Genomic DNA, 26,087 nt, shown 5'->3' on the forward strand with positions numbered 1-26,087 from the left:
ATGTTCGCATTCACCGTTCGCCGCATTGCGCAGGCACTCATCGTGATGCTGGTCATCAGCGTCATTGGATTCGGCATCAAGAAGGCCATTGGTAACCCCATCCGCGACATCGTGGGCATCTCCGTGTCCGTGGAAGAAAGGGCCAAGCTGACCGAAGAGCTGGGACTCAATGACCCCCTTGCAGTGCAGTGGGTCCGTTTTGTCAAAGACGCCTTGCATGGAGACCTGGGGCAGTCCTATTTCTTCAAACAGCCAGCAATGGAAGTAATCTTAAAGAAAGCTCCTGCAACGCTCGAACTGGTGTTTGTGGCTTCCTTCCTTATCTTATTTCTCTCCATTCCATTCGGCATCTACGCCGCGGTTAAACCGCGATCGCTCATCTCGCGATTCGCGATGGGCGGCTCAATTCTTGGTGTTTCTATTCCTGTCTTTTTGACAGCAATCATGCTCATTTACGTCTTTTCCGTGCAGCTCAACTGGCTCCCATCCTACGGGCGAGGAGAAACAGTACGTCTTTTTGGCGGCGCATGGGACACCAACTTCCTGACCGTTGACGGATGGCTGCACATCATCCTCCCCGGTATTTCCCTCTGTTCTGTCATGCTCCCTCTGTTCATCCGCCTCATTCGTGCAGAGATGAAAGAGGTTCTCGAAGCCGAATACATGAAATTCGCTCGAGCAAAGGGTCTCAAGCCCTGGCGTATCCTGCTGGTTCACGGTTTCAAAAACACCCTGCTCCCGGTCATTACCGTCGGCGGTGTGCAGCTTGGTACCATGATCGCCTTTACCGTCCTGACCGAAACTGTTTTCCAGTGGCAGGGCATGGGCTTCATCTTCCTCGAAGCTGTTGAACGCGCAGACTCCTCCCTCCTGGTAGCCTATCTGGTATTTGTTGGTGCTGTTTTTGTTACCGTGAATACCGTTGTCGACATCATCTACGGCCTGGTTAACCCGATGGTCAGAGTGGCAGGTAAGAAATAAATGAGTATGTGGAAACGTTTTAGAAAGTCATATTTTCTGTACAGCTTCCTGCGAGATCCCCTCGCTCTTGGAAGCTTTGTCCTGCTGGCATTCTTTGTCATTGCCGGGTTCTCCGCGCCGTTTACGGCCCCCACGAACCCCTATGATACTGCACAGATCGACGTTATGGACTCCGAACTTCCGCCGGTCTGGATGGCAGATTCTGATGCACGCTTCCCGCTTGGGACTGACTCCCAGGGTCGCGACCTGCTCTCTACCATCCTTTACGGAACCCGCGTTTCCGTGTGCATCGGCCTTGGTGCCGTGGCCCTCCAGGCCATGCTCGGCATCATGATCGGCCTGATGGCTGGCTACAAAGGCGGAAAGCTCGACTCCATCCTCATGCGAGTGGCAGACGTTCAGCTCTCCTTTTCAACCTATATGGTTGCTATCTTCCTCGGCGCGATTTTTCAGGCGGCTTTTGGCATCGCCAAATATGAGCAGATTGCCATCCCCTTCCTGATTATCGTCATCGGATTTGCAGAGTGGCCACAATACGCCCGTACTGTCCGCGCCTCTGTCCTCGCCGAAAAGAAAAAGGAATACGTCGAAGCCGCACGGGTTATTGGTCTGCCTTCCTGGCGCATCATGTGGAGGCACATCCTCCCCAACACCCTGACTCCTGTTCTGGTTATCTCTACAGTTCAGGTTGCTAACGCCATCATGAGTGAAGCAGCCCTGTCCTTCATCGGCCTTGGCATGCCCGCTACCCAGCCCTCTCTTGGTTCGCTTATCAAGATTGGCTTTGACTACTTCTTTAGTGGCTCATGGTGGATTACCATCTTCCCCGGTATTGTGCTTGTTGGACTCATCCTGTCCATCAACCTCCTGGGCGACTGGATGCGTGACTTCCTCAACCCCAAACTTTACAAGAACTAGCCGAGATGACCCAGATGAATACACAAACGAGTGAGTCCGCACATCTTTTGGATGTTCAGGACCTTACCGTCAAATTCGCAATGCGCAAGGGCACCCTCCCTGCCGTGAATGGTGTCAGCTTCTCCCTGAAGCCCGGTGAACGCATGGGGCTTGTAGGCGAATCTGGTGCAGGTAAATCCGTAACAGGTTTTGCTCTGCTCAACCTGATCAGCAAACCCGGCTTTGTGGACTCCGGCCGCGTCCTCTTTGAGGGCAAAGACATCGCCGCTATGTCCAACGAAGAAATGCGCCACATTCGCGGTAACCGCATCAGCATGATCTTTCAGGACCCCATGATGACCCTGAACCCGGTTCTGACCGTTGGGACACAGATGGTCGAAACCCTGAAAGCACATCGGAATATTTCCACTCAGGAAGCCGAAGCCATTGCTATCGACAAGCTGCGAAAGGTCTACATTCCTTCCCCGGAAAAACGCCTGAACCAGTACCCTCACGAATTCTCTGGCGGCATGCGTCAGCGTATCGTTATTGCAACGGCCCTGCTCACCGACCCCAGCCTGATCATTGCTGACGAGCCAACCACGGCTCTGGACGTAACCATTCAGGCCGAAATCATGTCTCTGCTCAAGGAACTCTGCGAGACAGAAAACATGAGCCTCATCCTCATCACGCACGACCTCGCCGTTGTGTCGCAGGTGACAGAAAAAATCGCCGTTATGTATGCAGGCCGCATGATCGAAATGGGTCCCACGGACCAGATCATCACCAAGCCGCTGCACCCATACACACAGGGCCTCCTGCGGGCACTCCCGCAGACCGGCGAAAGCAAGGGTGCCCGTCTGGCGCAGATCCCCGGCGTTATGCCGAGCCTGCACGCCATTCCGGCAGGCTGCGCATTCCACCCCCGCTGTGAGATGTGTACGTCCCGCTGTACCTCTGAGATTCCGCTTCTCACCGAACGCGAATCCGGTAGTTTTGTAGCCTGCCACTGTGCGTAGGAAGGAAGGGAACAAGTGAATACATCATCTTCGAAAAAAACTCTTCTCAGCATCAAAAATGTTGTGAAGCATTTTGATATTTCGGGAAGCTTCCTTGACCAGATCAAATTCTCCACAAGCGGCATCCGCCGTGAGAAAACACTGGTTAAGGCCGTCAACAATGTCTCTTTCGACATCCACGCTGGCGAAACGCTTTCTGTTGTTGGTGAATCAGGTTGTGGCAAGTCGACCCTCGCCCGAACGGTCATGGGACTCTATACCCCCACCGCTGGCGAGCTGTATTACGACGGCAAGCGCTACGATAATCTGTCTGCCGACCAGCTTCTTCCTTTCCGCTCCCGGATGCAGATGGTCTTTCAGGACCCGTATGCATCCCTGAACCCCCGTATGACCGTTCGCCAGATTCTGGAAGAGCCTCTGCGCTTTCATAATCCCGGCCTGAGCGATTCCGAGGTTCAGGACAAGGTTGCTGAGGTTATGGACCACGTTGGTGTCCGCTCTGGCTGGGCTGGCAACTACCCACACGAATTCTCTGGCGGTCAGCGTCAGCGTATCTCCATTGCCCGCGCTCTGATGGTCGACCCGGAATTCATCGTCGCTGACGAACCCATTTCCGCTCTCGACGTCTCCATTCAGGCTCAGATTCTGAACCTGCTTATGGATGCGCAGGAAGACCGTGGTCTCACCTACATGTTCATTTCTCATGACCTGTCCGTGGTTGAGCATATCTCCACCCGCGTGGCCGTCATGTATCTGGGCAGTCTCTGCGAACTGACCGAATCCGAGCCGCTCTTTAGCGACCCGCTGCATCCGTACACGCAGATTCTGCTTTCCGCTATTCCGCGCCTCGGTCAGAAGGACATGAACCACACCAAGCTGTCTGGTGACGTCCCGACCCCCATTGACCTGCCCACTGGCTGTGTTTTCCACGGCCGCTGTCCGCACGCCAATGAACGGTGTATGCGCGAGATCCCGGCTATCCGGGAACACAAACCCGGCCACTTTGTGGCCTGCCACGGCGTTGAAGAAGGACGCATCTAGTCCGTCTTTCAATACATTGTGTCACTCTCTCCCCGTCTGGCTTCCTCTGGACGGGGAGTTTTTTCTTCTTTCGGGAAACAGCAGCGCTCTTGCCAGCAAGAAAATGTCTTGCCACAAGTCAAAACATGCGCAAAAGTTCCCCCGCCCTGCTTCTCGCTTTCGTTCCCACATGGGAACCCGGCCAGAGCACATGGCCCGTTAGCCTTTGTCCCCTGACGAGGCCCACCAGAAGCCCCGGCCTTTCGCCGTGGGTCTTTTGTGCTGTTTTGTGACGAAGACAGTCCTGTACAGGAAAAACGTTCTTCTCCAAGGGACAAACACAAACCCGCAAAAAACCGAAAACCTGCCAGCCCACACCGGAGCGGCCGGGCGCTATCCGGCTTCCGGGCGGGCGGTCCATCGGAGCTCACTGTGTCTGAAACTGCACTCGCAAAAACTATAGAACGTGAAGTCGCCAGACGGCGAACTTTCGGCATCATCAGCCACCCGGACGCCGGTAAAACGACCCTCACCGAAAAGCTGCTGCTTTTTGGTGGCGCCATTCAGATGGCTGGTACGGTCAAATCCAGAAAAGCCTCCCGCCATGCCGTCTCTGACTGGATGGCAATGGAAAAGGAACGCGGCATCTCCGTCACCTCTTCCGTCATGAAATTCGAGTACAAGGATTATGAGATCAACCTGCTCGATACCCCCGGTCACGCCGACTTTTCCGAAGATACCTACCGCGTTCTTACCGCTGTGGACTCCGCCCTCATGGTCATCGACTGTGCAAAAGGCGTTGAGACCCAGACCAGAAAACTCATGGAAGTCTGCCGCCTTCGCGACACACCTATCATTAGTTTTATCAACAAGCTCGACCGCGATGGTCGCGACCCCTTTGATCTCATTAACGACATCGAAGAGCATCTGAACATCGAATGCGCCCCCATGACCTGGCCCATCGGCATGGGTCTCGACTTCCGCGGCACCTACAACATCGCCACCAAAACACTTCACCTTTTTGACTCCAACCGCGGCGACCGCATTCAGGAAGGGACGACCATCTCTCTTGATGACCCGCGTCTGGACGAAATCCTCGGCGAACAGGCCGCCCAGATTCGCGATGACGTTGAACTCATCCAGGGCGCTGCCAACCCCTTTGACAAAGAAAAATACCTCGCAGGAAAGCAGACTCCCGTCTTCTTCGGCAGCGCCATCAACAACTTTGGCGTTCAGGAACTCCTCGAAAACTTTGTCGAACTCGCCCCGGCACCGTTCCCGCGCCCCACAACAACGCGCGACGTGGCCCCCACAGAAAGCTCTTTCTCCGGCGTTGTCTTTAAGATTCAGGCAAACATGGACCCCCGGCACCGCGACCGCATCGCATTCATGCGCATCAACTCCGGCCGCTTTGTCCGTGGTATGAAAGTTCGCCATCATCGCATCGGCAAAGACATCCAGATCAAAGACGCTACCATTTTTATGGCTCAGGACCGTGCTAACGTCGACACCGCCTTCCCCGGCGACATCATCGGCGTTCACAACCACGGAACTATTCGCATCGGTGATTCATTCACCGACAAGGAACCCCTCAAGTTTACGGGTATCCCGGACTTCGCCCCAGAGCACTTCCGACGCGTTCGACTCAAGGACCCCATGAAGTCCAAACAGCTTCACAAAGGCCTTGTCCAGCTTGCAGAAGAAGGCGCTGTGCAGCTCTTCCGACCCCTTATCAACTCTGACTACATCCTCGGCGCCGTCGGCGTGCTTCAGTTCGAAGTCATCGTCGCCCGTCTCAAGAATGAGTACAATGTTGACGCCCTTTATGAGCCTGTCGCACTGCACACTGCCCGCTGGGTGAGCGCAGACGACCCCAAGGCTCTGGATTCCTTCCGCGATAAATACAAAGGTGACCTCGCTCTCGACGCGACCGGCGACCTCGTCTTTATGCCCAACAGCATGTGGAGACTTGAATCGACCATCGAAAGAAGCCCAGAGATTACCTTTACAAAAACCCGTGAGCACAATTAAGCTGAGCGCTTGAACTTGATACTGCCCGGTCATGTGGCCGGGCTTCCTTCACCCACAACACCGTACATATGACCGACATTACGAAATATCAGGGAAAGATCAGCAAAGATGAAATCATGGCGCTCCCCCTTCGGGCCTGGGATGGAGAAACGTGCCTCGTGAATAGGCCTGAACAGGTTCCAGAAGCTATCGCAGAACTGCGCGCAGAAAAAGTTCTCGGCTTTGATACCGAATCCCGCCCCGCTTTTCGGAAAGGCAGCTACTACCTGCCCTCCCTTATCCAGCTCGGCACCGCAAACAAAGTCTTCCTTTTCCAGCTCTCAAAACTCGAGTTCCCTAACGAACTCTGCGACATCTTCTCCGACCCAAACATTCTGAAAACCGGCGTCGCTGTCCGTGACGACGTCAAAGACCTTCAGAAAATTAAAGACTTCCCAGATGCCGGATTCCTCGACCTCGGCATCGTCGCCCAGGAACTCAAGCTCGAAACCCACGGCCTCAGAAACCTCGCAGCAAAATTCCTCGGCTTCCGCATCTCAAAAAGCGCTCGGTGCACCAACTGGGCAAACCTCAGACTCTCCCGGCAGCAACTTATCTACGCCGCAACCGACGCCTGGGTCTCTCGCGAAATCTACATCGCTATGCACAGCGCAGGCCTCATTAACTAAAACCCCTGCTCCACCATTCGAGTCCCTATCACGCGACTCAAAAAAACGAGCCTTTCAGATCCACTCTGGAAGGCTCGTTTTTTTGTGCTTAGCAAACGCTCGGATGGGCGGGTGGGTTACGAGACTCCGTCTCGTGCTCTGCAAGGGGCACAGTTTTATTGGGGCGCTGCCCCAAGCCCTGCAAGGGGCGCGGCCCCTTGACCCCGCCCAAGGACGAGGCCCTTGGGAATCCCGCTTTCGCCCAAAATTACAGGGCCGGATGTGTGAAAGCCGTTGGCTTTCCCTTACATCCGGCCCTGTAATTTTGGCCTAGTGGGCGTCCCGTGTGTTCTTTTTCTTTGCGCTCCAACCCTTTCTTTTTGAACGCTCGCGTTCAAAAAAGAAAATGGTGGCAACTCACGGGAAAGAGAAAGACTTTCTTTTCGTTTTCTCACCCAAGTTTGAATTTCATTCACGCGAAGCGTGGATGGAATTCAAACTCGATGAGGATACGTAAGGGAATCATTCCCTTACGCGGGGTCCGGGGCTGGCCCCGGTTCTCTCCCCCCCCATCCAGCACTAACGTGCTGGGTAGCGCCCAATTTCGAAAAAAATTTACACAGCCCAAAACGTGAATATCTTGATTTTACCGAGGTATTCTCAATTTTTTAGATGCAAAAATATACTATCCTCAGGTGGTGATGCTGGCGAGAATGAGAGGGGGGTGAGAAATGGCTTGTGCTTTATGGGAACAGTGTATACGGTCGATGTGCTTCTTCGGGAGCGATTTGACAACACATCATGACGAGAGGTGCGAGGGATCTGGCCCTACGACCACCCGGCAACCTGCCTGCGAGAGGCAAGGTGCTAACGCCAGCCCCGAGAGGGGAGCCCATGAAGAACTCTTCACGGATTCAATGGACCCTCCTTCATGGAGGGTCTTTTTTTTTGCTGAAGTCCAAAAGAAAAGAGGACGAGAAGAAGATGGAGATTGTCACAGACCCACAAGAGTTCCAAAAGCGAGCTTTTGCAGACCGGGCAGCGGGCCTCAAGACGGCGCTTGTTCCGACTATGGGGTTCCTCCATGAGGGGCATAAAAGCCTGATGGAGTACGCGCGCCAAAACGCAGACAGGGTTTACGCGAGTGTCTTTGTGAATCCGACCCAGTTTGGGCCGACCGAAGATCTTGAAGACTACCCGCGCGATCTGGAACACGATGCACAGTTAGCGGAGTCCGCTGGTGTAGATATCCTGTTTGTTCCAGAAGCCCGAAAAATTTATGCTGCAAATCACGCAGCATGGGTAGAAGTCCCACAGCTTGCAGAGCACCTGTGCGGCCAAAGCCGGCCAATCCACTTTAGGGGAGTAGCCACAGTGGTGAGCATTCTCCTGCACCTGGCGATGCCGAGCATTGCCATCTTTGGTGAAAAGGACTGGCAGCAGCAGGCGATACTGCGAAGAATGGTTCGGGACTTATGGATACCAACCGAAATTGTTGCACGGCCAATAGTCCGAGAAGCTGATGGTCTGGCAAAAAGCTCTCGCAATCTGTACCTAACAGAAAGCGAAAGAAAACAGGCTCCGGGACTGCATGCCGGGCTGCTGCACCTCGCGAAAAAGGCGAAGAACGGCGAGCGTGACGTTGCAGAGCTGCGAAAGGAGCTGGAAAAGTATTTCGCAGAACATGTTCCAGCGGGTAAAATTGATTATATTGAGTTTGTGAACCCGGAAGAAATCCAGCCTGTGACGAGGCTGGAAGGCCCGACACTGGTTGCCATAGCGGTAGCGCTTGGCAAGGCTCGCCTCATAGATAATCAACTTTTGCTTGGGGAAGACTAGACTTCCTCAGGAGGGATACGGTGCTCAAAGGTTTTTTTCGCCACATAAAGAACACCATCAAACGCAACCTGATTGCAGGACTTTTGGTGGTGACTCCACTGGCGGCAACGGCGTTTTTCCTCAGTTTTCTCCTTCGATGGGGAGACAAGGCACTTCTGCTGATACCGAAGGCATATCGCCCCGCACATTACCTGCCGTTTGACATTCCAGGGCTTGGGATCATTTTCTTACTCGCGCTGCTGTTCTGCACGGGGGTACTGGTTCGCAATGTTTTTGGACGCTTTCTGGTCCGACTTGGCGAGCGAATAGTGAATACCATTCCACTGGTGAACAAGTTTTATTCAGCGGTGAAGCAGCTTGTTTCGACAATTGTCAGTGGCGGAAACAAAGATTTCAAACGCGTTGTGCTCATTGAATACCCGCGCAAGGGAGTTTGGGCGCTGGCGTATGTAACAGGCACGGCGGTTGGTGAGATCCAGCGCCGAACAGAGAAAAGGGTGGTGAATTTATTCGTTCCCACCACCCCGAATCCGACATCAGGCTTTTACCTCATGGTTCCGGAAGAGGAAGTTATTCCACTGGACATGAGTGTAGAAGATTCTTTTAAGGTACTGATATCCGGAGGCATAATTAATCCTGAGTCGACTCAGGAACAACGCATCGAGGAGAAACGATGATTCATTGCAGCGGACACTACAACTTTACGTCCGAGTCCGTGACCGAAGGTCACCCCGATAAAGTCGCTGACAAAATTTCTGACGCCGTACTGGACGCCCTGCTTGCGCAGGACCCCGAATCCCGTGTTGCCTGCGAAACCATGGTTACCACTGGCATGGCCTTCATTGCTGGTGAGATCAGCACACGTGGTTACGCAGACCTTCCGCACATCGTGCGTAACACCATCCACGAGATTGGCTATACCAGCTCTGACATGGGTTTTGACTCTGAGACCTGCGCCGTTATTTCTTCCATCGACAAGCAGTCCCCTGACATTGCACAGGGTGTTGACCGCACCGCACCGGAAGAACAGGGCGCTGGCGACCAGGGCATGATGTTTGGTTTTGCTTGTGATGAAACCTCTACTCTGATGCCTGCTCCTATTTACTGGGCACATAAGCTTTCCGAACGCCTGACCGAAGTCCGCAAGACCAACGTTCTGGACTTCCTGCGTCCTGACGGCAAGACCGAAGTGAGCTTCCAGTACGAAGACGGCAAGCCCAAGTTCATTGACACCGTTGTTGTAGCCGCTCAGCACAACGAAGAAGTGTCTCACCAGGACCTGTGCGACGCCATCCGTGAAGAAGTCATCTTCAAGACCCTTCCTCAGGAGTACGTTGACCCGGCCAAGACCCGCGTATTCATCAACACCACTGGCCGTTTTGTTATTGGCGGACCAATGGGTGACGCAGGCCTGACCGGCCGTAAGATCATCCAGGACACCTACGGTGGAATGGGCGCACACGGTGGCGGCGCATTCTCCGGCAAGGACCCGTCCAAGGTTGACCGTTCCGGCGCATACATGGGCCGTTACATTGCCAAAAACATCGTTGCAGCTGGCCTCGCCAAGACCTGCGAAGTGCAGATTGCTTACGTGATCGGCGTTGCAGAGCCTGTGAGCACACTGGTAACCACACAGGGCACCGGCGTTGTTCCTGACGAAGTTCTGACCAAGGCCGTGAACGAAGTCTTTGACCTCCGCCCGTACCACATCCTGAGCCGCCTCGACCTCAAGCGCCCGATCTACTCCAAGAGCGCGTGCTACGGTCACTTTGGCCGCGAACTTCCTGAGTTCACATGGGAAAAGACCGACGCAGTTGCTGACCTCAAGACAGCCTGCAAGCTCTAGTCTTTTTTTCTCTTGAAAAAACGAAGGCACTGACTTTGGTCAGTGCCTTTTTTTATTGAAATTTTCAGGGAGCGACTATATCCGTAGGAGTATTGAGTAGAAAAAGAAAAAGAGAAACACACAACCTGCTTTCCAGCGAATTAGCGCTAGCACTTCGCCCTCAGGACAACCTCCACGTCCCTCATACGGCTAGCCAAGCTCAAACTAAGCACCACCAAACGACTCATTCCCTTTTACATAAATCAGACATCATGAATTCACTTGTTTTTGCCAAAAAACTCATTGCACCATCATCCGCAGCGAATGTTCTCCAGTCCTTTCACATGGTCGACGCCTTTCTGCAAAATGACGTCATGCTGTCGTTTTGGCCCGGTGTCGCTCCCAAGGTCTCCCTTGCAGAGCTTTTTCAATCCTACAACCTCCCTGCAGAGGATCTGAGTCACATCTCGCCACTCTACGGTGGGCATAAAGGGATTTACGGTTTAAATTTTCGAGCAAGACTCTGTCAGGCGTGGCTCAACAGTCCAAATGGAACAGCTTTTTTAGCCCGAGACATTAAGGAATCCCTACTGCTGAGCTCCTTCAAAAAATTTTTCCCATTCAAAAAGCATCACATCTTTTATGAACTCCATGAAGTGCTCTATTCACAGCATAAAGAGCAGGGAGATCCACACTCGGACCGCTACTTCCAAAAAGAGCGTGCTGTGCTTGATGCCGTCTCTGGCGTAATTACAGTCAGCCCCCTTCTCGTTGAAAACATCAAGGAAACATACGGGTACACAAAGCCCAGCATCGTTCTCCCGGCAGGCTTTAATCCCCAGACCTTTTCGCCATGCCCTGATGTGGATTTCCACGACAGCATTACGCTTGGATACATCGGAAGCCTGCATCCCGGAAAAGGTGTTGGCCTTTTGCTGGAAACACTTGAAAAGCTGCCCAAGCGCTTCAAGGCAGTGATTATTGGTGGAAACCCCTCAAAAGAACTCACCAAACTCAAAAAACGCTACGCACCACTCATCGCGGAAAAACGGCTGACCTTCATGGGCCAGCTCACCCCCAACGAGATCACCTCTGTGCTCCCCAAAATCCAGACGCTCGTCATTCCGGCAACTGCACGAAAAGAATATTTTTGCCCAATTAAACTGCGGGAAGCCTATGGCCAGGGCCTTCCCATTGTGACAACGCCAGTACCTGAGATAACTGAATCCCTCTGTTCCCATGACGATGCAATCATCGCCAAAGACACGACTCCAGAAGCACTGCAAGAGGCACTGCTCTATCTGGCGGAACACGAGGAACTGGCGCACAAACTCCAGCAGCGCTGCCGCGCTGTTGCCCCAAATCTCACTTGGAAAAACAGGGCAAAACAATGCCTCCACTTTATGGATGACGTGCTTAACGACACGCACGCCTAACATGCAATAAAAAAAGGCACTGCCTTTGGTCAGTGCCTTTTTTTATTGTGTCAGAAAAGACGTCCTACGCGGCCTTGGGAGCCTCATTCCGAGGGATTCCCTTAATAGACAGCCAGATGCCAAAAACACTCACAGCGGTGAAGCCCAAAAAGCTGGCCTTCATTGCCTGAATGTAGTGCGAAACATTCGCCGCGGTCACGGGATGATTTCCGATGTACATGGACAGAATCATCCCGATAGCAACCATACTCATGGTCATGCCAGTGGTCCGCATCCCGCCCGTCATTGCCGACGCCACAGCGTAATCCTCTGGTCCAACGCTTCCCATAATGACACTCACGTTCGGAGAAGAGAACAGCGCCGTGCCAAGGCCAAAAAGCAGCAGAACTCCCACGACCATCCACACAGAACTCTGCATCCCAAGGAATTCGGCAAGAACAAGCCCTGCGGTCCCGCAGCACATTCCATACGTTGCAATCTTGTGTGGCGGGTACCTGTCTGCCCAGCGCCCGCTCAGCGGAGAAATAATCGCCTGCAAAACAGGCTGAACCATCAGGATACGGCCTGCCTGCCCCGGAGTCATGCCCTGCGCATACTGGAGGTACAGACTCATAAGAAAAGTGACGCCAAACGTCGCTGCGTAGTTGATAAACTGCACAGCGCAGCCAAAGGAAAACACTCTGTTTCTGGCAAAAAGCTCAATGTCCAGGAGTGGCGCCTTGGCCCGCTTTTCCCACAGGATAAAACCAATCACACTCAGAAGGCCAATACCAAAGAGCACTTTGCCAAAGGTATTGTTCCACTCAGCCCCACCAAACACGATAAGGCCAGTTCCAAGAGCAGAAAGGATGCAGCCCGCCCAGTCAAAATACAGCCCCCGCTCAAAGCGTGGACGCACGTCCAGATGATAAAGAATCTGGAACAGGGCTATACCGCAAATCGGCACTCCAACAAAAAAAATCCAGCGCCAGCCAAAGTGCGTCGCAATCTCGCCGCCAAGAAAAGGTCCCATTGACAGGCCAAGGTACACACCGGCAACACCAATACCAAATGCACGCCCTCGTTCTTCTCGCGGAAACACGTCCGAAATAATGGCAAGACCCGTTGAAATCTGGGCCGCAGCACCAATTCCCTGAATAATACGAACAAGAATAAACGTGCCCATATTAGGAACAAAACCAAGCACCAGAGACGCAAGCATGAACAGCCCAACGCCACTGGCAAAGGTAAACTTTCGACCAAAAATATCTGAAAATCGGGCAAAGGGCAGCATCAGCATAGACACTGCGCACAGGTAGGCAGACTCAACAAGACTAATCTGCGTTGCCTTTGCCGCAAACTCCCGGCCCACCGCCGGAAGTGCAACCGCCACAGCTGACACCATAAACGGTACAGCAAACTGGGTTGCCGTCACAGCGTACAAGGCCCCCCTCCGCTGTGCTCTCACATCTTTATCCATATTCTCCTTTCTCCTTCCACAAACTGCTGCCTGTGTATGTCGTTCTGTGCTTTTTTACTGCGCAGTCTTCCCACTCCGGGGCTTGGCCCGCAGAGTCAAAAATACCGCAAACAGGCCAAGAACCGTAAAGGCACAAAATGAAACCTGCATACTTGTCACAAGCTCGTGCGCGGTTTCTGTGGACACTTCCTGCCCACCCATAAAGGTCACCATTGACATACCAGCAAGGAGCAGACTTCCCACCATTCCAAGAATGCGAAGTCCACCCACCATACCCGCAGCCATGCCGTTCTTTTCTGGCGGCACGCTCCGGAAAATCAGTTTCATGTTCGCTGTATTAAAACAGGCAGTCCCGGCACCAACACAGGCTGCCATTCCTACGACAAGCCACAGCGAGCTTATCCACGGGATGCATATGCCTCCCACCAGTCCAAGGCAGACCCCAAGCATTCCGCAGGCCGACACACAGCGTGGATCAAAACGGTCTGCAAGCCGCCCATAGACAGGTGACAGCGTAGCCATCAAAAGAGGCATAATCATCAAAATCATTCCGGTATCTGGAGCAGAGCGCAGCAGGACAAACTGGAGATAAAAACTCAACAGCATCGTGGTGGCAAAACCTGCCACATTGTCCAAAACCTGCACGGCGCAGCCATACCGGAAAACCCTGTTCTCTACGAACAGAGAAATATCTGTCTGAGCAAAGCGTGCCCGCTTCTCCCAAATGACGTAAACCACAAGCATAACAGCACCAAAGGCCAAGAGCCCCCGGCCCCATGCCTCGGCCCAGTGCGCACCACCATGCACCAGTCCGGCCATAGACAAAATCACCAGCACAGTGCCAATGCCATCAAATCCCACAGTCCGGTCACGCTTTTGCGGCCGGAACCCAAAGCGGCTCGCCGCACAAAGCGCAGAAAGCGTGCTAATGCCTGCGCCAACAAAATACACCATGCGCCAGCCCGCATGCTCGGAAAGCAGTCCGGCAAGATACGGCCCAAGCAAAGTGCCCATGTACATAAAGGCTGTATTCAAGCCCAGAACCCGCCCCCAGCTCGAGGCTGGATACAGCTCTGTCAGAATAGAGAGCACTGTAATCATCTGAGCCGCAGCTCCAATGCCCTGCACAACCCGCATGAACAAAAAGGTTTCAAAATTCGGGGCAAATCCAATCCCAAGCTGCCCCAGAATAAAGACGAGACATCCCATGACAAAGACAAAACTTCGCCCAAGGCGGTCCGAAAGCTGGGCAAACGGCAGCGCAAGTGCGGCAACCGTGGCGTAGGTCATAGACGAAAGCAGGGTTGCATCCGAGGCATTGCCTGAAAAGTCCGTCAAAATAGACGGCGCAAGCACAGCGTCGGCAGCCATCATGATCGACATGGCAAAACGGGCAAAAGCCACGGCACCGGCATCAGTCCAGTGCGGTGTCCGCTTCACAACGGGCTTTTCTCCAAGAGCTGACACCTAGTCCTCCTCCAAGGCTCCAATGGCATTTTGCAACATCCGGGACATAAACGACATAAGCTGCTCGCGTTCCTCAGGCTCAAAGCCTCGCAACAGCATCTCGTTGTTCATTTCCAGCGCGGCAAAAAACTTTTCACGCATGGCAAAGTTTTTTTCCGTAGGATACACCAACTTCTGGCGCCTGTTCTTTGGATTGACCCGACGCTCCACCAACCCCCGCTGTTCCAGCGCAGCAAGGCTGCGGGCCGCGGCCGAAGAATTCACATCCAGACAGCGGGCCAGTTCTTCCTGTGTCTGCCCCTCACGCCTGTACAGCTCATTCACATACGGAATCATTCCCGGACCAAGATCAAACTCAGACATCAGTTTCTGGAGATAGAGCGCATCAAGGCGGGCGAGCCACGCCAGCCTGTAACCAGGAGTAATTCCCCGGTGAATATCTTTATGCCACTGGTCCCGTTTCTCCAGAAGATCCCTGCGGGACGGGCGACAACCTGAACATTTTTTGATTTTTTTCTGCATAACCAGTTCCATTGTTGACATGTCATGAATGCTTTCCCGATGAGATATGACCACACTGTTGACATGTCAAGAGTCGTACCACTTTGCCCCACAAAAAAGCCCCCGGTCTTGGCAGGCAAGACCGGGGGCAGGAGAATCGTGCTGATTCTGAAGAGGAGAAGCTGCTTAGAACTTCTTGGCTTCCTGGAGCTGCTCTTCAGTGAAGTCCCACGTCACGTTGTGCGGAGGCAGAGCTTCCTTGAACCAGCGAGGCAGCTGGTCATCATGCTTGGTAAAGCCAGCATCAGCATTGAATCCATGCTCGTCCTTCAGGGTGGAGACACCGAGTGCCAGCACGTCGTCAGGAGTGATGGAACCGCCGTAGCGGGCGTTCAGCAGGTCGCAAATGATGTCCATTGCGTCGTCATTATCCAGAATGGCGAATGCCGTAAACAGGCACATGCCGGAAGCGTCAACAGCAGCGGTTGCGATCTGGAGGTTCTTGGACAGCTCAACGTTGCCCTCGTCCTTCAGCGGGTTCACGTCACCGCCGACTTTCAGAATGTTCTGGCAGACAGCGTAACCAGTAGTGTGGTCGCCGCCCATCGGGTTGGTTGCATAGGTGACACCGACGCCACGGACAGCGCGGGGATCATATGCAGGCAGAGCCTGATTCTTGACGGTAGGAACGCGGTCCACGCCAAGAGCGGCAGCGGTAAAGCCGGTACCGTTACCAATGATGCGACCCATCGGGTCATCAGTGCCAACCTTTTCCAGAAGGGCCTTGGAAGCAGGACCGTCGCCCCACTCAATCAGGCCGCCTTCCATTGCCATCGTGACGGTGTTTGCCATCTCAATGGTGTCGATACCCTTTTCGTCACAGAGACGGTCCATGGAAGCAATAAGGTCGAGGTCATGAACCAGACCGTTCGGACCAAAGCCCCACAGGGTTTCGTACTCAAAACCAGAAGTCACATAGTTGCCGTCTTTGTCCACATAGCGCTGTGAACACTGCATAACGCAGCCGGGGTGGCAGCCTTCAGCAACCTTACCGCCGCGCTGTTCGATCAGCTCAGACATACGTTCGCCAGAAACGTCTGCAACATGCTCGTACTGACCCATGCGGAAGTTCTTGGTGGGCAGGGCACCAGCTTCGTTGATGATGTTCACGAGAATAGCGGTACCAAAGTTCTTGAGGCCCTGACCAGTAACAGGGTGTTCCTTGAGCATCTTGGTCCAGCGGCGGTTAGCATCCTTGAATGCTTCCTTGTCAGCGTACTCAACGCTGTTTGCGCCCTTATTGTCCACGGCGATGCAGCGGACGCGCTTGGAACCCATAACAGCACCGAGTCCACCACGACCGGCGGAGCGGGCCGGATTGCCGTAGGGGTCAGTGAACTGAATGGTGGATGCCTTGAGGCACTGCTCACCAGCGGTACCGATCAGGCCAATGGAAACCTTGCTTCCATAAAAATCGTTGAGAACCTGCTGGTACTCGTAGTTGTCCTTGCCTTCACGGTCAGGGGCATCAGTAAATTCAACGCCGTCCTTACTAATGCGGATAGAGGCAAAGGGAGTGTCACGTTCGGGCTTGTCTTCCAGAACGATTGCAGCAAGGCCAAGCTTGGCGATCTTCTGGGAGAGCATGCCACCGGAGTTGGATTCCTTGATGCCACCTGTCAGAGGGGATTTTGCACCAACAGAGAGACGGCCAGAGTTGGCAGCCATCGTGCCGGACAGAAGGCCCGGAGCGAAAACGAGCTTATTCTCTTTCGACAGCGGATGTGCGTTTGCAGGCACTTCCTTGCGAACGAGGTGAGATGTCAGGGCACGACCACCAAGACCAGCATATTCGCCCATGTCCTCGTAGGCGTAGGTCCGTTCCCGGGTGTTGATGCGCAAAATTTTCATTGTTTCATTCCTCCATATGCAGCCATAATTACTGTTGCTTCAACGCATTAAACTTCTTACTCTCTATGTCGTACAGCTTACATTGTCAAAATAATTAACGGAGAACCGGTTTGTCATTTTGAGTATTTTTTCGTCATTTTTCAGCTTTTCTGCACAAATAGCTGGAAAATTCTTACTCAAAATCCAATTATCCGACAAAGTTGGAGGCAGAAAAAAGTGTCGCTTAGCAGAAACTTTTCCTCAAATTCACCAGAAAACCCATTTTCCCTCACTCTTCGCCGCTCCGCAGCAGGACTGTTCCGTCTTGCCCTACAACATGGTGTTTTTATAGGCTTACAGGGTTCAACATGCCTCCGAGCGCTCCTCGAAGAGACTTTTAAAGTCGAAACTTCTTATGTTGAAAAAAACATAAATACAATTTTCATTGATGGGCATCCCGTCGACAACATTGATACAGCAACTCTCACTCCGGGCTGCGAGCTTGCACTGTCCGGGGCACTCCCTGGGATCTGTGGCATAACTATGGGAAAGAACAGTCCCATAGCCAAAATGCGCTGTGGTATTGCCTACACAGAGACAAAGGAACATACCGAAGAACAGTTCCCTCTTTTCAAGCTCAAGCTTTTCAATTTCATTGCCCGAGACCTTGGCCCCCGAGCCTTTGCCGCGGGGATTGGCATCAGCGCGGACCGACTCACCAGAATCCTTGTCGACACCATCGCCGAAGACCCAGACGCCATTTCCGAGTTGTCGCACGAAGGAAAAAGCCTGCCACTTCATGATTTTCTGGAGCAGCTGCCCCAGCATGGAGAGCGCCCCTGCTTTCTGAAAATTACAGAACAGCCCTAGCGCACACAAAATGAGCGTTTTTTCTGCCTGCCCCGTGCTGGCCCCTGTTTGCATTCGCCCTGTCTTGCGGTATGCCATGACTTTCTATCCACGTTTTCCCTAGTACCTGGAGGCATCGTGAAAAAAGCATTTTTTCAGGTCGTCAGCCCTGAAGAATATATAGCCCTTCTTCAAGAATTCCCGACGCTTGAGCAGGAAGAAATTCCGCTTGAACAGGCTGAATTCCGTTACCTTGCGCAGGACATCATCGCCCGCGAAGATCTGCCCATGACCAACCGTTCCTGCATGGACGGTTTTGCCGTCTCCGCCCGCGAAGTCTTTGGCGCTACAGAATCAAACCCGGCCTATCTGGAAAGCATGGGCAGTCTGTCCATCGACCAGCAGCCAACAGAAGCCCTCCGCCCCGGCCACTGTATGGGCATTGTGACGGGTGGCACCCTTCCCGAAGGCGCGGATGCCGTGGTCATGGTTGAACACACGCAGGAGCTTGGTGCTGGCACACTCGAAATTCGCAAATCTGTTGCCCCCTCCGAGCACGTCATGCTTCGGGGCGAGGACGCCACAGCCGGAAAAGCTGCGCTCAGCGCCGGAACACATCTCCGTCCGCAGGAAATCGGCATGCTCGCTGCTGTGGGAGCAGAACGCGTCGCCGTACACCGCCGCCCACGCGTTGGCATCATCTCGACAGGTGACGAACTCATTCCTGTTGGCGACACCCCTACGCCCGGCCAGATTCGCGACGTCAATTCCTTTTCCCTGAGCGCGCTCGTTAGCAGTGCAGGAGCCATTCCCACCCGCTACGGCATCATTGCAGACCGTCAGGAAGAACTCTCCGCAGCCATTCACCGCGCCCTTGCCGAAAACGACGTTGTCTTCATCTCTGGCGGCAGCTCCATCGGTGTCCGCGACCTCACGCAGGCCGCTATTGAGGACCTGCCAGATGCCAAGCTTCTGGCTCACGGCGTCGCCGTCAGCCCTGGCAAGCCCACCATGCTTGCCCGCGTTGGCAACAAGGCCATCATGGGGCTTCCCGGTCAGGTCACTTCGTCGCAGGTTGTGGTCATGATTTTTGGCGTCCCCTTCCTTCGGCATCTTGCTGGTGACACCCGGGCCTTTGATCCCATGCGCCGCCCCCTGCGTCAGGCAACACTCACCAGAAACATTGCCTCCAAGCAGGGCCGCGAAGATTATGTCCGCGTCCGTCTCAGCACTGCCGAAGATGGCTCGCTCGAAGCAACCCCGGTCTTGGGCAAATCAGGACTCCTGCGAACCATGCTTCTGGCGGATGGCTTCATTCGTATTCCCGCAGATACCGAAGGTTTTTTTGCCGGACGCCCCGTGGACGTCTGGCTTCAGGTCTAAGCCCCTCAACATCTTTTGTGCCGCTCCCCCGGGAGCGCTCCACCCGGAGAGACCATGAAACGCAATATTTATCTTGAGACTGTTCCCATTTCCGAAGCGCTCAGCACGGTTCAGGCCCGCCTCGACAGAACCGCTCTCGTCAAAACCGAAATGGTTCCCACGCACGAAGCGCTCGGCCGTGTCACAGCACGCCCGGTCTATGCCGACCTGTCCTCGCCGACCTATCACAGCGCAGCAATGGACGGCATTGCCGTCCTCGCAGAAGACACGTTTTCCGCCCGCGAAGATGCCCCGCTGAGCCTCAGTCCCGACAAATTCACCCCCGTAAACACGGGCAACGCGCTCCCCGATGGCGTCAATGCGGTCATTATGATTGAAAACGTTCTGATGCAGGACGATGGAACGGCCCGCATTGAGGCCCCGGCTTTTCCCTGGCAGCACGTCCGCCGCATTGGCGAAGACATTGTTGCAACAGAGCTGCTTATTCCCAGCAATCACGAACTCAGCGCCTACGACATTGGCGCCCTTCTCTCTGCTGGCATCTGGGAGCTTTCTGTCTACGAAAAGCTCAAGGCCGTCATCATCCCCACCGGTGACGAAGTCCTTGATTTTCGGGACCGCCCAACTCCAAAGCCCGGTCAGGTTGTCGAGAGCAACACGCAGGTCTTTAGTGCCCTTGCCAGCAAATGGGGCATTGAGGTCATCCGTCACGAGCCTGTCCCGGACCGTCCCGAAGCGCTGACCGAGGCGCTCAAGAATGCCCTTCTTTCTGACGCGCACATTGTGGTCATGGGTGCAGGCTCTTCCGCAGGTGCCAAAGATTACACCCGGAGCGTTCTTTCCGAGCTTGGCGAAGTCCTTGTCCACGGCATCAAGGCCATGCCCGGCAAGCCTTCCCTTCTCGGCATTGCGTCCGAAGAATTTGGCAGCAAGCTTATGGTCGGCGCTCCCGGCTACCCCGTTAGTGCCGTCATCTGTTTTGAAGAGCTTCTTGCCCCGCTCGCCGCATGGATGAGCCGCAAGGTTCTCCCTGCCCGTCCGCAGGTTGACGTCACCATGACCCGCAGCATGCCATCCAAGCTCGGCATGGAAGAATTTCTTCGCGTCTCCATTGGCCGCGTTGGCGACAGCTACGTTGCGACGCCCCTCTCTCGTGGCGCTGGCATGATTACCACCATGACCAAGGCGCAGGGCATTTGCCGCATCCCCGCCAACTCTGAGGGCATTAATCAGGGCCAGACGCTTCCTGCCTCTCTTCTCGTCCCCCGCGAGAGTCTTGAGCAGACCCTCGTCGTTGTTGGCAGCCATGACAACACTGTCGATCTGCTTGCAGATGCCCTCATGGGACGCGACACCCCCATTCATCTTGCCTCCACCCACGTTGGCAGCATGGGCGGCCTCATGGCCGTCAAGAATGGCGCCTGTCACATGGCAGGGACTCATCTGTTTGATCCCGACACCAACGATTACAATGCGCCCTTCATCAGCAAGTATCTTCCCGACGCCGACGTTGTGCTCATCAACCTTGCCATTCGGCATCAGGGTCTCATTGTTGCCGCGTCCAACCCCAAAAACATTCAGGGCGTAACGGATCTCGTCCGTGACGATGTGCAGTTCATCAACCGGCAGCGTGGAGCAGGCACCCGCATCCTTCTCGACTGGCATCTTTCCCAGAACGACATCGTTCCCTCGCAGGTCAAAGGCTATGACAAGGAAGAATTCACCCACATGGCCGTAGCCGTTAACGTCCTGAGTGGTGCAGCGGACTGCGGTCTCGGCATCATGGCCGCAGCCAAGGCTCTCAATCTTGGCTTTGTGCCCCTCGCCCGCGAGCGCTATGATCTCTTGATCCCGCGTCAGCATCTCAGCGACCCGCGCGTGCAAGCCGTTCTGGAGACCATCAGGACAGACGCATTCAAAGAGCGCATTCAGTCTCTTGGTGGCTACGAAACAGACCTCACCGGGCAGGAAATGCAGCCCGGTATGGGCCTTCCCGAATAAAGCAGCAGGCGCGCCAGCTTTTGCCAGCGCGCCTTTTCTCCCTTTTTCGCCAACCCTTCAGGACTCACGGAGAGCCTATGAAGATCAACGTCAAATGTTTTGCCACCCTCAGCACTTTTGACCCCAAGGAACCAGAAAACTTTGAGGTTCCCGACGGCATCACTGTCGCCCAGCTCATTGAACTCCTCGGCATTGAGCGCGAAGAGGTCAAAATCATGTTCATCAACAGCACGCACGTCAAAGACTCTGCGACCATTCAGGATGGCGACCGCGTCGGCCTTTTCCCCGCCGTTGGTGGAGGTTGATATGGGCAGCATTGATCTACTCGGGACGCAGGCACGGCAGCTTGGCGTCCCCTCAAAGATGGCAGACGGCACGGAGTATCTCAGCCTCAGCATGTTTATCGCCGAGGAGATCTCAAGCCGCGAAAATGCCCCGCTTCGCGAAGTCGAGCTTGCCGCTCTCGCCGCTGGTGTCATCCCAGAGCACTATGTTCGCAATTTCAACAGCATCGACATTCAGGGACAAATTAATCTGCTCTCCTCCAAGCTCGCGCTTGTTGGTCTCGGTGGTCTCGGCGGTCTCCTCATCGAGGCTTTTGCCCGCATGGGTGTCGGCCACATTGAGGCCGCGGACGGGGACAGTTTTGAGGAAAGCAACCTCAACCGGCAGCTTCTCTCTTCCTCGCAGCGGGTGCGCCTCTCAAAGGCCCGTTCTGCCAGTCTGCGCGTCGTAACCATCAATCCCGCCATTGACTGTGCCGCGCATGCTGAGTTTGTCACAGAGGACTCGCTACGCGCCATGTGTCACGGCGCCTCTGTCCTTGTCGACGCCCTCGGCGGCCTCGACAACCGGCAGCTTTTGCAGGACGTCGCCACTGAGTTCAACATCCCCCTCGTGACTGCCGGAATGGCGGGCTTCTCTGGCTACGTCGCAACTGTGCTCCCCGGGCAGCCCGGGCCAGCCAGCTTTTTTGGCTCCGGCTCCGCCGCAGAGGACTCGCTCGGCACGCCCGTACCAGCGGTCTACACCGCCGCCAGTCTTCAGGCTGCCGAAGTCATGCGCATCCTCGCAGGGCAGGCTCCAGCCCTCGACAACCGCATGCTCCTGTTCGACCTCAACGACATGAGTTTTGAAAAAATTCAGATTGCATAAACGAAAGTTACGAGACTCTGTCTCGTGCTCTGCAAGGGGCGCCGGGCGGGTGGGTATTTTATTGGGACGCTGTCCCAAGCCCTGCAAGGGGCGCTGCCCCTTGACCCCGCCCAAGGACGAGGCCCTTGGGAATCCCGCTTTCGCCCGAAATAAAAGGGGACCGAAATGTGATGAGAGCTACGCTCTCCTCTCCATTTCGGTCCCCTTTTTTTCGGCCTAGTGGCGTTTCCCGAATGCGTGTTCTTTTGCCTTTTTCTGCCGCACTTATTTTCTTTTTGAACGCTCGCGTTCAAAAAGAAAATGGTGGCGAACTCGCAGAAGAGAAAGAGACTCTCGACGTTATGCCCAACAAGTTTGAATTCCATTCACGCGAAGCGTGGATGGAATTCAAACTCGATGAGGATACGTAAGGGAATCATTCCCTTACGCGGGGGTTTGGGGGCAGGCCCCCAACTTCCCCCCCCAACACCCTACCCTACACAACCCGACTTCAGGGGTATGTGGCGGTCAAAGGGATTTTTGCCTAGCAAATAGGCGCAATACAAAGTAAAAAAATACAAAAGAGTAAGGGAAGGCTGCCACTGTTCGAGCTACTCAAAGCGCGGACCAAGGGGAAAAGGAAGCAGCTACAGGACCAATTTTTTTATAATTGTCGACCAAATCACCAGAAAAAAAGCTCAATAATACCAAGGTGTTTATAAAAGAGAAAGCCTGTATCATGCTTATTTTATTTACGAAAAAAACTGCATACGCAGCGCTTGACACCTGCGAATTTCTTGGTACTTTGGTCCAACCAATTATAGCGAGGATTAGCTATGGCAGGAAAACGCATACCACTCTCGGCATTTAAGACAGATGTAACGATACCGCGTGCAACTGTGTACGAGCACATAGTCCGCCGCATCAATGAGATGCTGGAATCGGGCGAGCTTGAAGCTGGAGACAAAATTCCACCTGAGCGTCGTCTTGCGGAGGCATTTGGAGTATCGCGAAACTCGGTACGCGAGGCAATTCGTGTACTGTCAGAGCAGGGCATACTTGAGAGTCGCCCTGGCTGCGGAACCTTTGTAAAGGCGCATAAGGGCCGTGATTTTCTGGAGGGGTTAGCCTCTCGCATGGCGCAGGGTCGCCAGCAGTTGCGAGACGTGCTGGAACTCCGGCTCATACTGGAGCCATCTATTGCGGCACTTGCAGCGCAGAATGCACGCCAGCAAGATCTGGTCAAACTTGAGGACCTGATTCGGCGCCAGGAAGAAGACATTTATGGTGGCGGAACAGGCATTTCTCTTGACGAAGAATTCCATGCAATCTTGGCACGCCTGAGCGGCAACAAGCTCTTGGACGATGTCATTGAGCGCATACGAGATGCCCTGCGTGAGAGCCGCGACGAGACGCTGAACTCTGTTGAGCGCCGTTCCTCTTCCATGCAGGCACACAAAGACGTTTTGCGGGCCATTGCATCTGGTGATGCGACAGGGGCCAAAAAGGCCATGCGCAATCACCTGAGGCTTATTGCCCGTCTCCTCTTCCCGGGAGAGAATCTCGGCTAGTTTTCATTAAACGCATTGGAGATCCAGAATGGACATGAAGGACGTTCGGAAGACCGCAAAGGAACGGATGAAAGGGTACTGCCGTATGTGCCCCATCTGCGACGGTCGAGCATGCTCAGGAGAAGTTCCGGGCATGGGTGGTCTTGGTACGGGAGTCGCATTTCGCAACAATGTGACCGCGCTCAAGGCAGTACAGCTCAACATGCGACTGCTACACGACGCAACGGAACCCGATACCTCCACAAAGGCACTCGGGCTTGATCTTTCCCTGCCGGTGATGGCTGCACCCATTGGTGGCGTCAGCTTCAACATGGGCGGAGCAATCAGCGAAGACGCATACATCGACGCAGTCCTTGGTGGCTGCAAATCTCGCGGCATCATTGGTGCCACGGGCGATGGTGTTCCCCCGTTTATTGTTGATGCTGCAATGGGAGGAGTCAAAAAGCTCGACGGTCACGGCATCCCATTCATTAAGCCCTGGGATGGCGCCGAACTCAAAGAAAAGTTCGATCTGGCATTCTCCACTGGCGCAAAGATCTACGGCATGGACGTCGACGCGGCAGGGCTTATCACCCTGCGCAAGATGGGCCGCCCGGTCTCGCCAAAGCCCCCTGTTGAACTGAAAAAGATCATTGATATGGTTCACGAAAAGGGCGCAAAATTTATTCTCAAAGGCGTCATGACTGTCGACGAGGCAGAAAAAGCCATTGAAATCGGCGCAGACGCTATTGTCGTCTCCAACCACGGTGGCCGCGTTCTGGACCACGCACCCGGAACTGCTACAGTCCTCCCCGCCATTGCCGACGCAGTCAAAGGCAAAATCTGTATCATCGTCGACGGCGGAGTTCGTGATGGCGTCGACGTGCTCAAAATGATTGCCCTCGGTGCCGAGCTCGTCATGATTGGCCGCCCCTTCTCGCAGGCTGCCGTTGGCGGTGAGCAGGAAGGTGTCGAAGCCTTTATTGACCAGCTCACGGCACAACTCACCCAGGCAATGGTGCTCACGGGTTGCCAAACTATCGATTCGGTAGGTCGCCACATCCTGTATGGGATGACAAAATAAAACGATTTTACAGGGCAGACCACTTGGTCTGCCTTTTTTTACCCCCATGAGGAGTTTGCGATGCTGACCTCTTTGCTTTTGTACCTTGTCCTCGGTGCCTTTGCTGGCGTCCTTGCAGGACTGCTCGGTATTGGCGGTGGACTCGTTATCGTCCCCCTTCTCACCTTCTCCTTCACATGGCAGGGCGTCCCCCACGAGCATATTCTGCACATGGCTCTCGGTACCTCCCTCGCTACAATTATCTTTACCTCCATCTCCAGCATGCGCGCTCACAACGCCCACGGCGCCGTTGACTGGCGCGTCTTTTGGCGCATTACCCCCGGTATCCTGCTCGGTACCTTTATCGGCACCTGGGTCGCAGCCCAGCTCTCAACCAATTTCCTCAAAGGCTTCTTCGGCATCTTCCTCTATTTCGTCTCGTACCGAATGCTCACAGGGAAAAAGACCCAGGCTACTCGCGAACTGCCCGGTAACGCTGGCATCTTTGGCGTTGGCAACGGTATCGGCATTATCTCCAGCCTCGTCGGTATCGGCGGCGGAACCCTCTCCGTCCCCTTCCTCACCTGGTGCAATGTCGCTATCCACAAGGCTATCGGAACCGCTGCCGCCATCGGACTCCCCATCGCCCTCGCTGGCTCCTTCGGATACTTCCTCAATGGCCTCGGCGTCGAAGGTCGACCAGACTGGACCATCGGATACATCTACATCCCCGCCCTCCTCGGTATCGTCTGCATGAGCGTCGTCACCGCACCCATCGGTGCAAAACTCGCTCACTCACTCCCCGTCGGTACCTTGAAAAAAATCTTCGCCGTCCTCCTCTTTATCGTCGGCACCCGTATGTTATGGAGCTTATTTTAGAATTGGGAGCCATCCCCAGCGTGTTAGCGCTGGATGGATGGGTGGGTGGGATGAATTGGGGGCCAGCCCCCAAACCCCCGCGTAAGGGAATGATTCCCTTACGTATCCTCATCGAGTTTAAAAGCCGTGCAAGCTTCGCTTGCACGGCTTTTAAACTTGTTGGGCATAACGTCGAGAGCTTCTTTCTCTACCCCGTGCGTTGCCACCATTTTTTTT

At 54.4% G+C, this 26,087-nt stretch carries 23 protein-coding genes and 1 riboswitch; of the genes, 19 read left to right on the plus strand and 4 right to left on the minus strand.

Translation table 11 applies throughout. The annotated features are described in order from the left end of the window. The 10 genes from B5D23_RS09625 (at nt 1) to B5D23_RS09670 (ending at nt 11,695) form a co-directional block, all read left to right on the plus strand. Nucleotides 1-981, plus strand: coding sequence for an ABC transporter permease (locus B5D23_RS09625; RefSeq protein ID WP_078685232.1), 981 nt, complete (start codon nt 1-3; stop codon nt 979-981). After that, a complete protein-coding gene (locus B5D23_RS09630) occupies nt 982-1,899 on the plus strand; it encodes an ABC transporter permease (protein WP_078685233.1) in 918 nt (305 codons plus the stop codon). A 14-nt stretch (nt 1,900-1,913) separates the two neighbouring features. Continuing rightward, on the plus strand, nt 1,914-2,897 hold the full coding sequence (locus B5D23_RS09635) for an ABC transporter ATP-binding protein (protein ID WP_431830568.1): 984 nt from the start codon (nt 1,914-1,916) through the stop codon (nt 2,895-2,897). Nucleotides 2,898-2,912: 15 nt separating this feature from the next. Further along, nucleotides 2,913-3,938, plus strand: a complete 1,026-nt coding sequence (locus B5D23_RS09640; protein ID WP_078685235.1) for an ABC transporter ATP-binding protein — start codon at nt 2,913-2,915, stop codon at nt 3,936-3,938. 411 nt (nt 3,939-4,349) lie between these two features. After that, nucleotides 4,350-5,948, plus strand: coding sequence for a peptide chain release factor 3 (locus B5D23_RS09645; protein ID WP_078685236.1), 1,599 nt, complete (start codon nt 4,350-4,352; stop codon nt 5,946-5,948). Between the two features lie 158 nt (nt 5,949-6,106). Beyond that, the gene (locus B5D23_RS09650) at nt 6,107-6,616 is read left to right on the plus strand and encodes a 3'-5' exonuclease (protein ID WP_348980890.1); all 510 of its coding nucleotides are present in this window, start codon (nt 6,107-6,109) and stop codon (nt 6,614-6,616) included. 775 nt (nt 6,617-7,391) lie between these two features. Next, nucleotides 7,392-7,496: riboswitch (SAM riboswitch) on the plus strand. An 83-nt stretch (nt 7,497-7,579) separates the two neighbouring features. Further along, on the plus strand, nt 7,580-8,434 hold the full coding sequence (panC, locus tag B5D23_RS09655) for a pantoate--beta-alanine ligase (RefSeq protein ID WP_078685388.1): 855 nt from the start codon (nt 7,580-7,582) through the stop codon (nt 8,432-8,434). Between the two features lie 20 nt (nt 8,435-8,454). Continuing rightward, entirely contained in the window at nt 8,455-9,111 is a 657-nt protein-coding gene (locus B5D23_RS09660; protein ID WP_200803651.1) for a DUF502 domain-containing protein, read from the plus strand. After that, on the plus strand, nt 9,108-10,280 hold the full coding sequence (metK, locus tag B5D23_RS09665; RefSeq protein WP_078685238.1) for a methionine adenosyltransferase: 1,173 nt from the start codon (nt 9,108-9,110) through the stop codon (nt 10,278-10,280). Before B5D23_RS09660 ends, metK begins: the two co-directional genes overlap by 4 nt. A gap of 251 nt (nt 10,281-10,531) precedes the next feature. Then, nucleotides 10,532-11,695 (plus strand): glycosyltransferase family 4 protein, encoded by a 1,164-nt coding sequence (locus tag B5D23_RS09670; protein WP_078685239.1) that lies wholly within the window; start codon nt 10,532-10,534, stop codon nt 11,693-11,695. 64 nt (nt 11,696-11,759) lie between these two features. Here the strand turns inward: B5D23_RS09670 and B5D23_RS09675 are convergent, their stop codons facing one another. The 4 genes from B5D23_RS09675 to B5D23_RS09690 all read right to left on the minus strand — a co-directional run bounded on the left by B5D23_RS09675 (nt 11,760) and on the right by B5D23_RS09690 (nt 17,033). Then, entirely contained in the window at nt 11,760-13,154 is a 1,395-nt protein-coding gene (locus B5D23_RS09675) for an MFS transporter (protein ID WP_144012599.1), read from the minus strand. A gap of 54 nt (nt 13,155-13,208) precedes the next feature. Further along, nucleotides 13,209-14,621, minus strand: a complete 1,413-nt coding sequence (locus tag B5D23_RS09680; protein WP_078685240.1) for an MFS transporter — start codon at nt 14,619-14,621, stop codon at nt 13,209-13,211. Further along, nucleotides 14,622-15,164: a MarR family winged helix-turn-helix transcriptional regulator gene (locus tag B5D23_RS09685; protein WP_078685241.1), complete on the minus strand. Its 543-nt coding sequence runs from the start codon at nt 15,162-15,164 to the stop codon at nt 14,622-14,624. It abuts the gene before it with no gap. A 144-nt stretch (nt 15,165-15,308) separates the two neighbouring features. Next, nucleotides 15,309-17,033, minus strand: a complete 1,725-nt coding sequence (locus B5D23_RS09690; RefSeq protein WP_078685242.1) for an aldehyde ferredoxin oxidoreductase family protein — start codon at nt 17,031-17,033, stop codon at nt 15,309-15,311. 216 nt (nt 17,034-17,249) lie between these two features. Between B5D23_RS09690 and B5D23_RS09695 the strand changes: the two genes are divergently transcribed. The 9 genes from B5D23_RS09695 to B5D23_RS09730 all read left to right on the plus strand — a co-directional run bounded on the left by B5D23_RS09695 (nt 17,250) and on the right by B5D23_RS09730 (nt 25,871). Then, nucleotides 17,250-17,882, plus strand: a complete 633-nt coding sequence (locus B5D23_RS09695; protein ID WP_078685243.1) for a hypothetical protein — start codon at nt 17,250-17,252, stop codon at nt 17,880-17,882. A 117-nt stretch (nt 17,883-17,999) separates the two neighbouring features. Continuing rightward, the gene (locus B5D23_RS09700; RefSeq protein WP_078685244.1) at nt 18,000-19,244 is read left to right on the plus strand and encodes a molybdopterin molybdotransferase MoeA; all 1,245 of its coding nucleotides are present in this window, start codon (nt 18,000-18,002) and stop codon (nt 19,242-19,244) included. Between the two features lie 54 nt (nt 19,245-19,298). Beyond that, nucleotides 19,299-21,245, plus strand: coding sequence for a molybdopterin biosynthesis protein (locus tag B5D23_RS09705; protein ID WP_078685245.1), 1,947 nt, complete (start codon nt 19,299-19,301; stop codon nt 21,243-21,245). A 77-nt stretch (nt 21,246-21,322) separates the two neighbouring features. Further along, the gene (locus B5D23_RS09710; RefSeq protein WP_078685246.1) at nt 21,323-21,550 is read left to right on the plus strand and encodes a MoaD/ThiS family protein; all 228 of its coding nucleotides are present in this window, start codon (nt 21,323-21,325) and stop codon (nt 21,548-21,550) included. Between the two features lies 1 nt (nt 21,551). Continuing rightward, complete coding sequence (locus B5D23_RS09715) at nt 21,552-22,400, plus strand: HesA/MoeB/ThiF family protein (protein ID WP_234985084.1); 849 nt, start codon at nt 21,552-21,554, stop codon at nt 22,398-22,400. Between the two features lie 233 nt (nt 22,401-22,633). Then, on the plus strand, nt 22,634-22,810 hold the full coding sequence (locus B5D23_RS15055) for a hypothetical protein (protein WP_159445971.1): 177 nt from the start codon (nt 22,634-22,636) through the stop codon (nt 22,808-22,810). A gap of 405 nt (nt 22,811-23,215) precedes the next feature. Next, complete coding sequence (locus B5D23_RS09720; RefSeq protein ID WP_078685247.1) at nt 23,216-23,950, plus strand: FadR/GntR family transcriptional regulator; 735 nt, start codon at nt 23,216-23,218, stop codon at nt 23,948-23,950. Nucleotides 23,951-23,984: 34 nt separating this feature from the next. Further along, nucleotides 23,985-25,013, plus strand: a complete 1,029-nt coding sequence (locus tag B5D23_RS09725; RefSeq protein ID WP_078685392.1) for an alpha-hydroxy-acid oxidizing protein — start codon at nt 23,985-23,987, stop codon at nt 25,011-25,013. 60 nt (nt 25,014-25,073) lie between these two features. Next, nucleotides 25,074-25,871: a sulfite exporter TauE/SafE family protein gene (locus B5D23_RS09730; protein WP_078685248.1), complete on the plus strand. Its 798-nt coding sequence runs from the start codon at nt 25,074-25,076 to the stop codon at nt 25,869-25,871. Nucleotides 25,872-26,087 lie beyond the last annotated feature (216 nt).

Source organism: Desulfobaculum bizertense DSM 18034, from assembly GCF_900167065.1.
Lineage (GTDB): Bacteria > Desulfobacterota > Desulfovibrionia > Desulfovibrionales > Desulfovibrionaceae > Desulfobaculum > Desulfobaculum bizertense.

What these genes read in the sequence shown, in the direction of transcription:
- B5D23_RS09625 (WP_078685232.1), top strand. Translation starts at nt 1, where the DNA reads ATGTTCGCATTCACCGTTCGCCGCATTGCGCAGGCACTCATCGTGATG.
- B5D23_RS09630 (WP_078685233.1), top strand. Translation starts at nt 982, where the DNA reads ATGAGTATGTGGAAACGTTTTAGAAAGTCATATTTTCTGTACAGCTTC.
- B5D23_RS09635 (WP_431830568.1), top strand. Translation starts at nt 1,914, where the DNA reads ATGAATACACAAACGAGTGAGTCCGCACATCTTTTGGATGTTCAGGAC.
- panC (WP_078685388.1), top strand. Translation starts at nt 7,580, where the DNA reads ATGGAGATTGTCACAGACCCACAAGAGTTCCAAAAGCGAGCTTTTGCA.
- metK (WP_078685238.1), top strand. Translation starts at nt 9,108, where the DNA reads ATGATTCATTGCAGCGGACACTACAACTTTACGTCCGAGTCCGTGACC.
- B5D23_RS09670 (WP_078685239.1), top strand. Translation starts at nt 10,532, where the DNA reads ATGAATTCACTTGTTTTTGCCAAAAAACTCATTGCACCATCATCCGCA.
- B5D23_RS09675 (WP_144012599.1), bottom strand. Translation starts at nt 13,154, where the DNA reads ATGGATAAAGATGTGAGAGCACAGCGGAGGGGGGCCTTGTACGCTGTG.
- B5D23_RS09685 (WP_078685241.1), bottom strand. Translation starts at nt 15,164, where the DNA reads ATGTCAACAATGGAACTGGTTATGCAGAAAAAAATCAAAAAATGTTCA.
- B5D23_RS09690 (WP_078685242.1), bottom strand. Translation starts at nt 17,033, where the DNA reads ATGAAAATTTTGCGCATCAACACCCGGGAACGGACCTACGCCTACGAG.
- B5D23_RS09705 (WP_078685245.1), top strand. Translation starts at nt 19,299, where the DNA reads ATGAAACGCAATATTTATCTTGAGACTGTTCCCATTTCCGAAGCGCTC.
- B5D23_RS09710 (WP_078685246.1), top strand. Translation starts at nt 21,323, where the DNA reads ATGAAGATCAACGTCAAATGTTTTGCCACCCTCAGCACTTTTGACCCC.
- B5D23_RS09715 (WP_234985084.1), top strand. Translation starts at nt 21,552, where the DNA reads ATGGGCAGCATTGATCTACTCGGGACGCAGGCACGGCAGCTTGGCGTC.
- B5D23_RS15055 (WP_159445971.1), top strand. Translation starts at nt 22,634, where the DNA reads ATGCGTGTTCTTTTGCCTTTTTCTGCCGCACTTATTTTCTTTTTGAAC.
- B5D23_RS09720 (WP_078685247.1), top strand. Translation starts at nt 23,216, where the DNA reads ATGGCAGGAAAACGCATACCACTCTCGGCATTTAAGACAGATGTAACG.
- B5D23_RS09725 (WP_078685392.1), top strand. Translation starts at nt 23,985, where the DNA reads ATGAAGGACGTTCGGAAGACCGCAAAGGAACGGATGAAAGGGTACTGC.
- B5D23_RS09730 (WP_078685248.1), top strand. Translation starts at nt 25,074, where the DNA reads ATGCTGACCTCTTTGCTTTTGTACCTTGTCCTCGGTGCCTTTGCTGGC.